This window comes from Blautia sp. 1033sp1_1033st1_G9_1033SCRN_220408, from assembly GCF_040929965.1.
GTDB classification, from domain to species: Bacteria; Bacillota; Clostridia; order Lachnospirales; family Lachnospiraceae; genus Blautia_A; species Blautia_A ammoniilytica.
Window position 1 is genome coordinate 394,710 of record NZ_JBFKZO010000001.1, and the last position, 14,583, is coordinate 409,292.

The 14,583-nt window shown below is 43.2% G+C and carries 11 protein-coding genes; 10 read left to right on the plus strand and 1 reads right to left on the minus strand.

Annotated elements, in window-relative coordinates; genetic code table 11:
* Positions 1-12 precede the first annotated feature (12 nt).
* From AB5916_RS01790 to AB5916_RS01815, 6 genes are all read left to right on the plus strand, one after another.
* The gene (locus AB5916_RS01790; protein WP_368189014.1) at positions 13-1,350 is read left to right on the plus strand and encodes a VWA-like domain-containing protein; all 1,338 of its coding nucleotides are present in this window, start codon (positions 13-15) and stop codon (positions 1,348-1,350) included.
* A 5-nt stretch (positions 1,351-1,355) separates the two neighbouring features.
* Entirely contained in the window at positions 1,356-2,870 is a 1,515-nt protein-coding gene (locus AB5916_RS01795) for an ATP-binding protein (RefSeq protein WP_368189015.1), read from the plus strand.
* A gap of 54 nt (positions 2,871-2,924) precedes the next feature.
* Positions 2,925-4,145 carry a transglutaminase domain-containing protein gene (locus AB5916_RS01800; RefSeq protein WP_368189016.1) on the plus strand — a complete coding sequence of 407 codons (1,221 nt, stop codon included), beginning with the start codon at positions 2,925-2,927 and terminating at the stop codon, positions 4,143-4,145.
* Between the two features lie 18 nt (positions 4,146-4,163).
* Positions 4,164-5,036 (plus strand): DUF4203 domain-containing protein, encoded by an 873-nt coding sequence (locus AB5916_RS01805; protein ID WP_368189017.1) that lies wholly within the window; start codon positions 4,164-4,166, stop codon positions 5,034-5,036.
* Between the two features lie 88 nt (positions 5,037-5,124).
* Positions 5,125-5,601, plus strand: coding sequence for a Cys-tRNA(Pro) deacylase (ybaK, locus tag AB5916_RS01810; RefSeq protein WP_368189018.1), 477 nt, complete (start codon positions 5,125-5,127; stop codon positions 5,599-5,601).
* A gap of 48 nt (positions 5,602-5,649) precedes the next feature.
* Positions 5,650-6,486: a hypothetical protein gene (locus AB5916_RS01815; RefSeq protein ID WP_368189019.1), complete on the plus strand. Its 837-nt coding sequence runs from the start codon at positions 5,650-5,652 to the stop codon at positions 6,484-6,486.
* 141 nt (positions 6,487-6,627) lie between these two features.
* Here AB5916_RS01815 and AB5916_RS01820 read toward each other — a convergent pair whose 3' ends face one another.
* Positions 6,628-8,268 carry an ABC-F family ATP-binding cassette domain-containing protein gene (locus tag AB5916_RS01820; protein WP_158422425.1) on the minus strand — a complete coding sequence of 547 codons (1,641 nt, stop codon included), beginning with the start codon at positions 8,266-8,268 and terminating at the stop codon, positions 6,628-6,630.
* A gap of 194 nt (positions 8,269-8,462) precedes the next feature.
* Between AB5916_RS01820 and AB5916_RS01825 the strand changes: the two genes are divergently transcribed.
* From AB5916_RS01825 to nifJ, 4 genes are all read left to right on the plus strand, one after another.
* Positions 8,463-8,987, plus strand: a complete 525-nt coding sequence (locus AB5916_RS01825; protein ID WP_368189020.1) for a shikimate kinase — start codon at positions 8,463-8,465, stop codon at positions 8,985-8,987.
* A complete protein-coding gene (locus tag AB5916_RS01830; protein WP_158422423.1) occupies positions 8,959-9,648 on the plus strand; it encodes a cytochrome c biogenesis CcdA family protein in 690 nt (229 codons plus the stop codon). The genes AB5916_RS01825 and AB5916_RS01830 overlap by 29 nt, the downstream gene beginning before the upstream one ends.
* 175 nt (positions 9,649-9,823) lie before the next feature.
* A complete protein-coding gene (locus tag AB5916_RS01835; RefSeq protein ID WP_158422422.1) occupies positions 9,824-10,234 on the plus strand; it encodes an Rrf2 family transcriptional regulator in 411 nt (136 codons plus the stop codon).
* A 205-nt stretch (positions 10,235-10,439) separates the two neighbouring features.
* On the plus strand, positions 10,440-13,979 hold the full coding sequence (gene nifJ / locus AB5916_RS01840) for a pyruvate:ferredoxin (flavodoxin) oxidoreductase (protein WP_368189021.1): 3,540 nt from the start codon (positions 10,440-10,442) through the stop codon (positions 13,977-13,979).
* Positions 13,980-14,583: the final 604 nt, after the last annotated feature.

Genomic DNA, 14,583 nt, shown 5'->3' on the forward strand with positions numbered 1-14,583 from the left:
GAGGACCGGCAAATGATCAACGCTGTTCATGATACACAGGAGAGGGCACTTCGTGCCCAACAGATCTGTGAAGATATTTTGAAAAATACCAGAAACCAGCTGTATCTGAATATGCGGTTTCTGGATAATGCACTGGCACAGTTGTATCCGGCAGGGGATATGGAGATGTCACCAGCCGGATCTGACGGAGATCTTTTTTATTATCAGCCAGAGAAACTGATGGCAATGTTTAAAAAAAGCAGGGAACAGGTGAACCGCCTATATCTTCATACTCTGTTTCATTGTATTTTCTGCCACATTTATCCAGATAACAAAGTAGATCAGGAATATTGGAATCTGGCCTGTGATGTAGTAGTGGAAGAAATTATAGATGGTTTGTATGTGAAATGTGTGCACAGGCCGGTAACAATGGTGCGCCGCCAGGCAGAAGCCCTTCTTCTGGAGAAAGGAAAGGTGATGACAGCCCAGAAAGTGTATCGCAGGCTGTGCAGTCTTCATCTTGCAAAGGCCAAAATAGAAGAGCTGAAAAGGGAATTTACTCTGGATGACCACAGGAAATGGTACGATTCAGGCAAGAATAAAAGCCAGTCCCAGATGCAGAAGAAAAAATGGGAAGATCTGCGTAATAAGATGCAGACAGAAATGGAGACTTTTTCAAAAGAAGCTTCAAAAGGCAGCAAAAGTCTTATGGATCAGCTGAATGTTGAGAACAGACAAAAATATGATTATCGGGAATTTCTGCGGAAATTTGCTGTTTTGAAAGAAGAAATGAAGGTAGATATGGACACCTTTGACTATATCTTTTATAATTACGGGATGAACCTGTATGGGAATATGCCGCTTATCGAGCCCTTGGAAACAAAAGAAGAACAGAAGGTAGAAGATTTCGTGATCGTGATCGATACCTCCATGTCCTGCCAGGGAGATCTGGTGAAGAGATTTCTTGAGGAAACATACAGTGTTTTAAGTGAAACAGAAAGCTTTTTCAGGCGTATTCATGTACATATGATCCAGTGCGATGACCGGATCCAGTCAGATACTGTGATCACAGATGGACAGAAGCTGAAAGATTATATGGATCATTTTACAGTAAAAGGACAGGGAGGTACAGACTTCCGTCCGCCTTTTGCTTATGTGGAAAAGCTTCAAAAAGAAAAGAAATTTACCAGGCTGCGGGGGCTGATCTATTTTACTGACGGATATGGTATTTTTCCGGGGAAGATGCCACCCTATGAAACAGCCTTTGTGTTTATGAAAGATGATTATCAGGATGTGGACGTTCCACCATGGGCCATAAAGCTGATCCTTGACCCTGAGGATCTGGAGCAGTCCCAGGGGAAAAGGAGATAGAAGCAATGAATATTAAACGTGCAAAGGAAGAAATCAAAAATACCATTCAGGCATATCTTCTGAAAGACGAATATGGTGAATACGAAATACCGGTAAATGCACAAAGACCTGTATTTCTTATTGGAGCACCGGGCATCGGTAAAACCCAGATCATGGAACAGATCGCAAGGGAATGCAAGGTTGGACTGGTGTCTTATACTATTACCCACCATACAAGGCAAAGTGCCATTGGACTTCCCTTCATATCCCAGAAGGAATTTGACGGGCAGAAAAAAGCAGTAACAGAATATACCATGAGTGAGATTGTGGCCGCTGTTTACGAAAAGATCCAGGAAACAGGTGTCAGGGAAGGGATTCTTTTTATAGATGAGATCAACTGTGTATCAGAAACTTTGGCGCCGGCAATGCTTCAGTTCCTTCAGTGCAAAACCTTTGGAAGCCATCAGATCCCCAAAGGATGGCTGATCGTTGCAGCTGGTAATCCTCCGGAATATAATAAGTCTGTTAGGGAATTTGATGTGGTTACTATGGACAGGGTGAAGAAAATCCTGGTGGAGCCTGATCTGGAGGCATGGAAGGAATATGCATATCAGGCCGGTGTGCACGGGGCTGTACTTTCTTACCTGAATATGCACCCTGAGAATTTTTATTCCATGGAAAGCACAGTAGATGGCAGAGTATTTGCTACCCCAAGAGGATGGGAAGATCTGTCAAGAATGCTTCAGGTATATGAAAGGCTGGACAAATCCTTTGACAGGGAAGTGGTGATTCAGTATATTCAGCATCCAAGAATCGCCAGGGATTTTGCAAATTATCTGGAACTGTATTATAAATATCGGACAGATTACCAGATCGACCGGGTACTGGACGGACAGATTGATGATATTCTTGTTAAGAAAGCTGCACATGCTTCCTTCGATGAAAGGTTAAGTGTGACAGGACTTCTGCTTTCAAAGTTAAACCTGGCCTTTGATGAAACTGTGGAGCAGGAAAAAGGTCTGGAAATTTTATTTGAATTATTAAAAGGTGCAAAAAGTGCACTTACAGGTCCTTCGGCAGATCAGCCGATGATCTATCTGGAGGATATGGAAAACAGCTTTGAAATGGATTATGCGATGAAGAAAAAGGCTGGCTTTTTCACCAGGGAAGAGGATTACCGCTATCGGAAAGCAGGGGAAACCCTTGAAAAGTGGTTAGGACTTATAAGGTCAGAAGACAATGGAGATGGAGTACAGGTTTTTGAAAGGCTGAAAGCTTTATTCCAGGAAAAGCAGGATGAGTATCATAATTCTTTTGAACAGACATCTTTAAAGCTGGAATATGCATTTGACTTTATGGAAGCTGTTTTTCCAGGAGGCCAGGAGCTGGTAGTCTTTATTTCCGAATTGAACAGAAGCGAGAATGGAGTTCGCTTTCTGGGAGAGTATTCCTGTGAGCGCTATTTCAGATATAATAAAGAACTGCTTTTCAGGGAAAATACAAACGACATCCTCCATCGGATCCAGGAACTGGGTGAATAAGAGTTTTTTTAGTGAGTTAAAAATAATCTGGAAAAACAAACAGAAAGGTGCTACATGAAGAAAAAGAAAAGAAAGCGAAAATTTCTTAAAGCTTTTCTGATCCTTCTGTTTCTAGTACTTCTGGTGTTGTCTGCTGTGAAAAAGCTGAGGCAGACAGAGAAGATCCAGGAACTGCTGCAGGGTCTTCTTGGTATGGAGCCACAGGAGGTGCAGCAGCTGCGGAAACAGGAGATTTCCGGGGGAGAGCCTGGAAAGGTTGAATACTATTTTTCTCTGCTTGATGAAGAGGAGCAGCGGGCCTACAGGCAGATGGAAGCCGGCATAAAGAAAAAAGAAAAAGAGTTTTATCTTACGATTGGTGACAATGAATCGGTAGACAGGGTTTATCATGCTGTTTTAAAAGATCATCCGGAGTTTTTCTGGATGCATAACAGGAACCAGGTGATAAAAACTACTTATGGAGAAGGGGATTATTGTATGTTTTCCCCCAGCTACAGCTATACAGAGACTGAAACCCAACAGATCCTTCAGGCAATGAGTCAGGCCTGTCAGCAATTGGACGCATTGATCCCACAGGGGGCAGATGATTATGTTAAGGCACAGATGGCCTATACGTATCTGATCGATACTGCCAGTTACCAGGAATCTGAGGATGATCAGAGTATTGCCGGAGTTTTCTGGAAAAAGCAGGCAGTATGTGCAGGATATGCAGGAGCGGCCCAGTATCTTCTGGATCATCTGGGCGTTTACTGTATTTATGTGGATGGTGATACAAAGAACAGTGATCAGGGACATGCCTGGAATATTATCAAGCTGGAGGGAGAGTATTATTATCTGGATGCCACCAATGGTGATCAGCCGGAATTTCTGGAAGGGGATGCTGTGCAGCTGGCAGAGCATAAGACCACGATCTATGATTATCTTTGTCCTTTTCCGGATGAATATGAACAGACCTACACACCATCGGCAGAATTTAAGGTGCCTGCCTGCACGGCTACTGCCAAGAACTTTTATGTGCTGAATCAGGGATGTTTTGACAGCTATGACTGGCAAAGTGTTTATGATTATTGTAAAATGAGACTTGACAATGGTGCTGCCGTTGTTCGGTTCAAATTCAGTACGCAGAAAGGATATGAGCAGGCATATCAGGATTTGATCGCTAATAAGAAAATACAGCAGATTGCTTTATATTATATATACTTACAGGGAGTGGAACAGGTTGAGTACCATTATGGGGTACTTGAAAATATGAAGACTATGTATTTCATGTTCTGAAAGTGGGAGGAAATGATTATGAATGTGGAGATTCTTAATAAGCTTGGGCAAATGATGGATAATATCCTGGGGATTCAGGTGCTATCTGGGATCATGATCATCGTATTTGGGATCGTATTTGTTTTCGGGCTGACTAACTGTATCCTTGGATACAGGCTGCTGCGATTCTGGATGATGATCTTTGGTTTCTGTATCGGGGCAGGAATCGGCTTTTTCCTGGTGTATCGTATAGATACTGAGGAAAAGGCATATTATATGGCGGCTATGCTTGGGATCGGTGTTGTGATGGCAGTTCTGGCTTTTATGATTTACCGGGCAGGTATTTTTATCTTGGGCGCAGGACTTGGCCTGTTTTTAAGTATTTATCTGATCCATCCCACCAGTTCTTTTTCCTTTTTTCTTTGTATTCTGATCGGAGTTGGGATTGGTGTGCTGGCTCTGCGTTATGACAGGGAAGTGATTATTGTGGGAACCAGCTTTCTTGGAGGCGTAACTGCAGGCTTGTCTCTTGCAAAGCTTCTGGCTATGGACCAGATTCCCTACGGAATCCTTTTTGGTGCTGCATTTGCTATTCTTGGAATGCTGATCCAGTTTGCTATTAATAAGCCAAGGGCAGCGAAGGCACCAAGAAGAGAGGAACAGCTGGATCGCAGATCATCTGAGGAGAGAATCAAAAAGAAAGAAGTTTTGGAGGATGAGGCAGATCAGGAAGAACTTGAAGAAAAAATTCTGGAAGAAGAGCTGCTGGATGAGGATGATTTTGAGGATTATTTTACTGGAAAGCTGGATCTGGCCAAGGATGAAAGAGTTTCGGGATCTAAAAAGACGGACGGGGCAAAAGCACAGGACATCCACAGCCAGATGTGGGAACAGAAGAAACAGCAGAGTTAGAGAAGAACCAGAAAAAGGAAAATAGATATTACGGATTAATATAAATCAGGTATTATAATATAAATGCATCTTTAGGAGGACGACAGAAATGGCAAAAGAAACCAAAACAAATGCCATGCGGATGCTGGAGAGACAGAAGGTACCTTATCAGGCATTTACTTATGAATGCGATGATTTTATTGATGGTATCCATTGTGCAGATATGATCCAGGCACCTCATGAGCAGTCATTTAAAACACTGGTAATGGAAGGCAAGAGCGGTGGGTATTATGTATTTGTGGTTCCTATCGAAGCAGAAGTGGATCGTAAGTCTGCAGCCAGGGCTGTTGGCGAGAAGGCAGTGGATATGATTCATGTGAAGGATATCACAAAGATCACCGGCTATGTAAGAGGCGGATGCAGTCCTATCGGGATGAAGAAGCCCTATCCGGTGGTATTTGATCAGTCTGCCGGTGAGTTTCAGGAGATATATATTAGTGGCGGCAGGATCGGTCTTACACTGAAAGCACCTTTGGAGGGACTTCTGAAAGTTACAGGAGGCAAGCTTGCTCCCATAACCATGTAAGGAGAATGAAAATCAAAAAGGCCTGTAAAAGGCGGCTAAGGAGGCAAAATGAGAGAGAAGAAAGTTTTTAAATGGTTTGCGGCAGCGCTGATAGCAGCAGCTGCGATCATCACAGCAACAGTACCTGCATCAGCAGCCACAAGAAGAAGAGCTACTCTTACCATATCTGCAGGACAGACCTATCATGTGCTGAACAAAAGCATTGGCACCAACAAGATCACAGCCTATACGGTTTATGTGACTCCGGCCAATACAAGAACCAGATACGATGCAGTGATCGCATCTTACCCAAGAGGCAAGAGCAGTCAGCCTACCGAGTATATGGTGCGCAGCACGAATAAGGGCGTTTATGTGAACAACGCAGCTGGTACATTTATCAAACAAAGTGCGGGCAGTAATTCAGGAATGCTTTCCTGTATCCGTGTTAATCGGGGAAGTGTGACGATCCGTGTGGATTATACCACGCAGTCAGGCAAGGCGGGGATTTCTTTTGTGAAACAGAGAGCATCCCACCGTCCGATGAAACTTGTGAAGGCAGCTAAGGGCAGAAGTGTGAACTTCACTATGACCGGCAGTAACCTTACAGGTGCTCCTGTGATTATGTCTGCAAAGAGAGGTACAGTTGCAAGACGTACTCTTGGAAGCAATAATTCCTTTGAGCAGTACACTTTTGAGAATAGTGCAGTGGCATACCGTGTATACTATAAGGGCAAGCTGATGAGTTCTTACAGCCGGAACAAGGCATACACCAATACGTATTCCAGTCTTCGCTATCTGCTGATGAATGCACCGAAGCGTACAACCAACTGGATCCAGAGTGTGAATACATCAATTACTTTCTGTTATCCATCTGATTATGTTGGAATGAAGGTTCAGGTAAGATGAGCATCATTGTATTAGGCTTTTGAAGATCCTGTCTGTATTATCATATGCTACATTATAAAAGAGGAAGCTGCAGATGCAGTTTCCTCTTTTGTGATTTCAAGATTGGTTTTGATATTGTAGCTGTCAGTGCAGCAGGGAAGATCAGTTGTCAGATGCGTCCGCTTCATTCACAGTAAATACTTGGCGCTTTTTAGCCATTTCATCACTTGCCAGATATTCATCATAGGTAGTGATCTTGTCAATCAATGTACCATTTGGAAGGATTTCCATGATACGGTTGGCTGTAGTTTCTACGAACTGATGATCATGAGAAGTGAAAAGGATCACACCTGGGAATTTGATCAGTCCGTTATTCAGTGCAGTAATGGACTCCATATCCAGATGGTTGGTAGGCTCATCCAGAAGCAGGATATTGGCACCGGAGATCATCATTTTGGAAAGAAGGCAGCGAACCTTCTCACCACCAGAAAGAACACGGACACGTTTTACACCGTCTTCTCCTGGGAAAAGCATACGTCCAAGGAAGCCTCGGACATAGGTAGCGTCCTTGATCTCAGAATACTGGGTCAGCCAGTCCGTGATGGTCAGATCATTGTCAAACTCCTGGGTATTATCCTTAGGGAAGTATGCCTGGGAGGTGGTAATACCCCATTTATAATTACCGGAATCAGGCTCCATCTCTCCGGTAAGGATCTTGAAGAAGGTGGTGATGGCAAGCTCATTGGCACCTACAAAAGCCACTTTGTCATTGCGCCCAAGAGTAAAGGAGATGTTGTCAAGGATCTTTACGCCGTCAATGGTCTTGGAAAGATTTTCTACCATTAGTACCTCATTACCGATCTCACGATTTGGACGGAAGTCAATATATGGATACTTACGGCTGGAAGGACGCATATCATCCAGCTGGATTTTTTCAAGAGCACGTTTTCTGGAAGTAGCCTGTTTGGATTTGGAAGCATTAGCGCTGAAACGGGAAATAAATTCCTGCAGCTCTTTGATCTTTTCTTCTTTTTTCTTGTTTGCTTCTTTCATCTGCTTGATCAGCAGCTGGCTGGACTCAAACCAGAAATCATAGTTACCTGCATAAAGCTGGATTTTGCCATAATCAATGTCAGCAGTCTGGGTACATACCTTATTTAAGAAATAACGGTCATGGGATACCACGATTACCGTATTATCAAAATTGATCAGGAATTCTTCCAGCCACTCAATAGCAGGAAGATCCAGGTGGTTGGTAGGCTCGTCAAGAAGCAGGATATCCGGATTACCAAACAATGCCTGGGCAAGAAGAACTTTCACCTTCAGGCTTCCGTTCAGATCAGCCATCTGTGAATAATGGTACTCTGTATCTACACCAAGTCCGTTCAGCAGGGTAGCTGCCTCAGATTCTGCTTCCCAGCCATTCATTTCTGCAAATTCACCTTCCAGTTCGCTGGCACGGATACCATCCTCATCTGTAAAGTCTTCCTTTGCATAAATGGCTTCTTTTTCTTTCATGATCTGATAAAGACGGGCGTTTCCCATGATTACAGTATCCAGTACAGGATAGGCATCATATTTGAAATGATCCTGCTGCAGGAAGGAAAGCCTCTGACCAGGTGTGATCACCACATCTCCTTTGGTGGGCTCCAGTTGTCCTGAAAGGATTTTAAGGAATGTGGATTTTCCTGCACCATTGGCACCAATCAGACCGTAACAGTTGCCTTCTGTGAATTTGATGTTTACATCTTCAAAAAGCGCTTTTTTTCCAACACGCAGTGTGATGTTATTTGCTGAAATCATATTTACCTCCGAATATAGTCGATTTGCTCACTGTTCTCTAGTATAGCCGATTTCCTTCCTATCGTAAACTGTGAATTTTGTAAGAATTATTTTGGTTTTTCTATGCATTTCTTTACAAAAAAATAAACCACTGCTATAATGTGTGAAAGCCTGACCTGGAAAACAGGGTAATTTACGAACGGAGTTGATAAAAAATGAAAACAGGACAGCTATATCTCACCGGGTTTATGGGGACTGGTAAAAGCACAGTGGCCAGATGCCTTTGCAGGTATTATAATATGAAGCAAATTGAGATGGATCGCCAGATCGAAGTGGAAGAAGGAATGAAGATATCCCAGATTTTTAAAGAGAAAGGGGAAGCATATTTCCGCAAAAAAGAAACGGAATTTCTTGAGAAGATCCAGGATCAGGAAAATGTGGTGGTTTCCTGTGGAGGAGGAACAGTAATGCAGCCTCGAAATGTAGAGATCATGAAGAAAAATGGGAAAATAGTTCTTCTTACGGCTCAGCCGGAAACCATTTTAAGACGTGTGAAAAATAATCACGACCGCCCTCTTCTGGAAGGGAAAAAGTCCGTAGAGGCAATTAAAGAACTGATGGAAGCACGCCGCCCCAAATATGAGGCTGCTGCAGATTATCAGATAGCAACCGATGGAAAAAGTGACAGACAGATATGTGAGGAGATTATAAATGAATGGAATATTGGAAACCATAACTAATTGTATGGCTGCAAGCTTCTGGGCTGCACCGCTTCTTGCCCTTGTGGCCGGGATCATTACATCCTTTACCCCCTGCTCCCTGGCAACTGTGCCTATGCTGCTTACCTGCGTAGGTGCTTCCAAGGCAAGCCCCGGGAAGGCATTTCGGCTTTCTCTTGCTATGGCTGCAGGTATGGCAGTTACTTTTGGCGTATTTGGTTCTGTAGCCTCTGCAATCGGACATCATATGCATGAGGCAGGACACTGGTGGGCAGTGCTTATGGGAATTTTGATGGTTCTTATGGCACTTCAGGTATTTGGCGTGGTGAATGTGATCCCTCATATCCATTTTGATGAACATACCATGAAGAGAGGATATGCAGGAGCATTTCTCACAGGCGCTCTTGGAGGTTTGTTTGCTTCCCATTGTGCGATCCCGGTTATGGTGGCGCTTCTTGCACTTGTTGCGCGGCTTGGGAAAAGCACTGGCTGGGGGATTCTTCTTATGGTTTTATATGCACTTGGGCACAGCATTTTGCTCATCGCAGCAGGTACCAGTTACAGTTATGTAGAGAAGATGATGGAAAATCCAAAGTATGATACATGGAGTAAAAGAATCAGATATGTGTTGGGAACGGTCATATTATTTGTTGGTTTTGTGTTAATTTTCGGAGAAAAATAAAAAACCTTATAACTTTCATGAAAAAAATGACGTTTTTTTCAAAAAACGCCAAATATATTTAGATATGTTGTTGAATTTTTCCTTTAAAGTTGTTATACTCGATTTGTCAGGGAGGAAAAGACAACTAAGGATCAACAACTAGAATGCAAATGCTAAAGAGAGAGGTTATAAAGGTATGTTTATTACGAGAGAATGTGACTATGCAGTAAGAGTCCTTCGGGCGCTTGCAGGAGAAACACGTTTAAGTGTGAATGAGATTTGTGACAGGGAAGCTATTACAGCTCCTTTTGCCTATAAAATTCTCAAAAAACTCCAGAAAGCCGGAATCGTAAAAGGTTTCAGAGGCGTCCATGGCGGTTATACTTTGAATAAAGATTTAGGTTCTCTGACTTTGTTTGAGGTATACTATGCGATTGATCCGGACATGTATATTATCGAATGCCTTAATCCGAAAAATGAATGTGTCCGTAATGGCCAGGACGGAAGTGTATGCTATATGCACAAAGAACTGGCAGAGATCCAGGATGAGCTGTGGCGTCTGCTGAAAAGAAAGCCCCTTGACCAGGTTCTGGGACTGACAGATTAAAACATGAATAAGAAACACCGGTATGCGGTCAGCCCCCGTTCACCGGTGCTTTTTTTCTTTCTTTTGTATCTTATAATATACAAAAAAAACAGAAACTAAAATAGAAATATGAGAAATTGTATGCTATAATAGTAAATGGAATTTTAGGCACTTAGATGTCTAGAAATAATATTTTTATAAATCTTTAAGGAGGAAAGATAAAACTATGGCAAGAAAGATGAAAACCATGGATGGAAACCATGCAGCTGCTCATGCTTCATATGCATTTTCAGATGTAGCTGCTATCTATCCTATCACTCCTTCATCTGTTATGGCTGAAGCCACTGATGAGTGGGCAACCCAGGGTAGAAAAAACATCTTCGGACAGGAAGTACAGGTAACTGAGATGCAGTCTGAGGCTGGTGCAGCAGGTGCTGTACACGGATCTCTGGCAGCAGGTGCCCTGACAACTACTTATACAGCTTCACAGGGTCTGTTGCTGATGATCCCTAACCTTTACAAAATCGCTGGTGAGCAGCTTCCGGGTGTATTCAATGTATCTGCCCGTGCACTTGCTTCTCACGCACTTTCTATTTTCGGAGATCATTCCGATGTTATGGCCTGTCGTCAGACTGGTTGTGCAATGCTTTGCGAGTCTTCCGTACAGGAAGTTATGGACCTGACTCCTGTTGCACATCTTGCTGCAATCAAAGGCAAAGTTCCGTTTATCAACTTCTTTGATGGATTCCGTACTTCTCATGAGATCCAGAAGATCGAGACATGGGATTATGAAGACCTGAAGGATATGGCTGATATGGATGCTATCCAGGCATTCCGTGATCATGCTCTTAACCCGAACCATCCATGCCAGAGAGGTTCTGCTCAGAACCCGGATATCTTCTTCCAGGCAAGAGAGGCATGTAACCCATATTATGATGCACTTCCTGCAGTTGTTCAGGAGTACATGGACAAGGTTAATGCTAAGATCGGTACAGATTACAAGCTTTTCAACTACTATGGAGCAGCTGATGCTGACCATGTGATCGTTGCTATGGGATCTGTAAATGATACAATCGAAGAGACTATCGATTACTTAACAGCAGCCGGCAGAAAAGTTGGTGTGATCAAAGTTCGTCTGTACAGACCATTTAGCGCACAGGCACTGGTTGATGCTATTCCTGAGACCGTTAAACAGATCACAGTTCTTGACAGAACAAAAGAGCCAGGCGCACTTGGCGAGCCACTGTACCTGGATGTTGTAGCTGCTCTTAAAGACAGCAAATTTGCAGGCGTTAAGATCTTCTCCGGACGTTATGGTCTTGGTTCTAAAGATACAACACCTGCTCAGATCGTTGCTGTTTATGACAATACAGAAAAAGAGAAATTCACAATCGGTATCGTAGATGATGTGACACATCTTTCCCTTGAGACAGGTGCTCCTCTTGTTACTACACCAGAAGGAACAACTAACTGTAAGTTCTGGGGACTTGGTGCTGACGGTACTGTAGGTGCTAACAAGAACTCCATTAAGATCATTGGTGACAACACAGACATGTATGCTCAGGCATATTTTGACTATGACTCCAAGAAATCTGGTGGTGTTACCATGTCTCACCTGCGTTTTGGTAAGAAACCGATCAAATCCACTTACCTGATCCACAAAGCAGACTTTGTAGCATGCCACAATCCTTCCTATGTTAATAAATATAACATGGTTCAGGAGCTGGTTGACGGAGGTACATTCCTTCTTAACTGTGCATGGGATATGGAAGGACTTGAGAAACATCTTCCAGGACAGGTGAAAGCATTCATCGCTAACCACAATATCAAATTCTACACCATCGATGGTGTGAAGATCGGTATTGAGACTGGCATGGGACCAACACGTATCAACACAATCCTTCAGTCTGCATTCTTCAAACTGACAGGTATCATTCCTGAGGATCAGGCAATCGATCTTATGAAAGCTGCTGCAAAGGCAACTTACGGACGTAAGGGTGATGATGTTGTTCAGAAGAACTGGGCAGCTATTGATGCTGGTGCAAAACAGGTTGTTGAGATCAAGGTTCCGGATAGCTGGAAAGATGCAGCAGATGAAGGCCTGCATATGACTCATGCTTCCGAAGGACGTCAGGAAGTTGTTGATTTCGTTAATAACATCCAGGCTAAAGTAAATGCACAGGAAGGTAATACACTGCCTGTATCTGCATTCAAAGATTATGTTGACGGTACTACACCATCCGGTGCTGCTGCATACGAGAAACGTGGTATCGCTGTAAATATTCCTGTATGGAATCCAGAGAACTGTATTCAGTGTAACAGATGTGCATATGTTTGCCCGCACGCTGTTATCCGTCCGGTAGCTCTTACAGAGGAAGAAGCTGCAAATGCTCCTGAGGGAATCAAAACATTACCTATGACAGGTATGAAAGAGTACAAGTTCACCATGACTGTTTCCGCACTTGACTGTACAGGATGTGGTTCCTGTGCAAACGTATGCCCTGGCAAGAAAGGTGCAAAAGCCCTTGCTATGGAGAATCTGGAAGCAAACATGGGAGAGCAGAAATACTTTGATTATGGAGTAACTCTTCCGGTTAAAGAAGATGTTATTGCGAAATTCAAAGAGACAACTGTTAAGGGAAGCCAGTTCAAACAGCCTCTGCTTGAGTTCTCAGGCGCTTGTGCTGGATGTGGTGAGACACCTTACGCTAAATTGATCACTCAGCTGTTTGGTGACAGAATGTACATTGCAAATGCTACAGGATGCTCCTCTATCTGGGGTAACTCTTCACCATCTACACCATATACTGTAAATGCCAAAGGACAGGGTCCTGCATGGGGCAACTCACTGTTCGAGGATAACGCAGAGTTCGGTTATGGTATGCTTCTTGCTCAGAAAGCTATCCGTGATGGCCTGAAAGCAAAAGTAGAAGATGTTGTAGCTAATGGCGACAATGCAGACGTTAAAGCTGCTGGCCAGGAATGGCTGGATACATTTGCATGTGGTGCTACTAACGGTGCAGCTACTGAGAAACTTGTAGCAGCTCTGGAAGCATGCGGATGTGACAAAGCGAAAGACATCCTTACCCAGAAAGATTTCCTGGCTAAGAAATCCCAGTGGATCTTTGGTGGTGACGGATGGGCTTACGATATCGGATTTGGTGGTGTAGACCATGTACTTGCAAGCGGCCGTGACATCAATGTTATGGTATTCGATACAGAGGTTTACTCCAATACAGGCGGACAGTCTTCCAAGTCTACACCTACTGGTGCTATCGCTCAGTTTGCTGCAGGCGGTAAAGAGACAAAGAAGAAAGATATGGCTTCTATCGCAATGAGCTATGGTTATGTATATGTTGCTCAGATTTCCATGGGCGCTGACTTCAACCAGGCAATCAAAGCAATCGCTGAGGCTGAGGCTTATCCGGGACCGTCTCTGATCATTGCATACGCTCCATGTATCAACCATGGTATCAAGAAGGGTATGGCAAAGGCTCAGACAGAGGAAGAGCTGGCTGTTAAGTGTGGATACTGGCATAACTTCCGCTTCAATCCGGCTGCAGAAGGCAACAAGTTCAGCCTTGATTCCAAAGCACCGGATATGACAGATTATCAGGGATTCCTGAATGGAGAGGTTCGTTACAACTCCTTACAGCGTCAGAATCCTGAGAAAGCTGCCAGACTGTTTGCTAAGAACCAGTCTGAAGCAGCAGCTAGATATGAGTATCTGCAGAAGCTGATCACTCTGTACGGAACAGAGGAATAAGATTATTTGGCGGCAGTGGCCGCAATATAAATTAATAGTATAAACATAGGGTTAGGTGCTTTTACTACGCCACTCCAATATATGTTTATCGTGTCGTAGCATAAAGTGGACCTGCGGCACTGCCTGATGAAGGTGGTGCTGTGGGTCTTTCTTGTTTTGGCGGATACAGTAAAATAATCATTGGCAAATTTAAATATATTATTTGTTTTGAGTGCATTATGCAGAAAAAATATGTTTATATATCAGGGCTTCGTTTTCGGATTTCTCCCGGGCATTTATTATCTCTGTCATTTGCCAAACTCGCACTTACAGTGCTCAAACACGGCAAATAACAGAGAAATTAGCCCAGTCGAAATCTGCGAAAGCCTTGCATGATATATAACCAAGATTTTTTCTGTAATGCAACCAACAATACGATATAATTAATTTGTCAATGCTTATTTTACAGTATCTTTTTGTGTTTTTTGCGTGAATAGCGAGGTAGAAAAGAAGGAGGAATACAGGCAGGCGTCAGAATATGCAAAAGATTTAACATAATATATAGCAAGAATTCTCCTTCCTCTACAGGTGGAAGATGAATTGCATAAAAGCAAAAAGAACACTT

Bases quoted from the DNA above. Each gene is read 5' to 3' on its own strand.
- AB5916_RS01795 (WP_368189015.1), top strand. From the start codon at position 1,356: ATGAATATTAAACGTGCAAAGGAAGAAATCAAAAATACCATTCAGGCA.
- AB5916_RS01830 (WP_158422423.1), top strand. From the start codon at position 8,959: ATGAATGGAATATTGGAAACCATAACTAATTGTATGGCTGCAAGCTTC.
- AB5916_RS01800 (WP_368189016.1), top strand. From the start codon at position 2,925: ATGAAGAAAAAGAAAAGAAAGCGAAAATTTCTTAAAGCTTTTCTGATC.
- AB5916_RS01805 (WP_368189017.1), top strand. From the start codon at position 4,164: ATGAATGTGGAGATTCTTAATAAGCTTGGGCAAATGATGGATAATATC.
- AB5916_RS01825 (WP_368189020.1), top strand. From the start codon at position 8,463: ATGAAAACAGGACAGCTATATCTCACCGGGTTTATGGGGACTGGTAAA.
- AB5916_RS01815 (WP_368189019.1), top strand. From the start codon at position 5,650: ATGAGAGAGAAGAAAGTTTTTAAATGGTTTGCGGCAGCGCTGATAGCA.
- nifJ (WP_368189021.1), top strand. From the start codon at position 10,440: ATGGCAAGAAAGATGAAAACCATGGATGGAAACCATGCAGCTGCTCAT.
- AB5916_RS01790 (WP_368189014.1), top strand. From the start codon at position 13: ATGATCAACGCTGTTCATGATACACAGGAGAGGGCACTTCGTGCCCAA.
- AB5916_RS01820 (WP_158422425.1), bottom strand. From the start codon at position 8,268: ATGATTTCAGCAAATAACATCACACTGCGTGTTGGAAAAAAAGCGCTT.
- AB5916_RS01835 (WP_158422422.1), top strand. From the start codon at position 9,824: ATGTTTATTACGAGAGAATGTGACTATGCAGTAAGAGTCCTTCGGGCG.
- ybaK (WP_368189018.1), top strand. From the start codon at position 5,125: ATGGCAAAAGAAACCAAAACAAATGCCATGCGGATGCTGGAGAGACAG.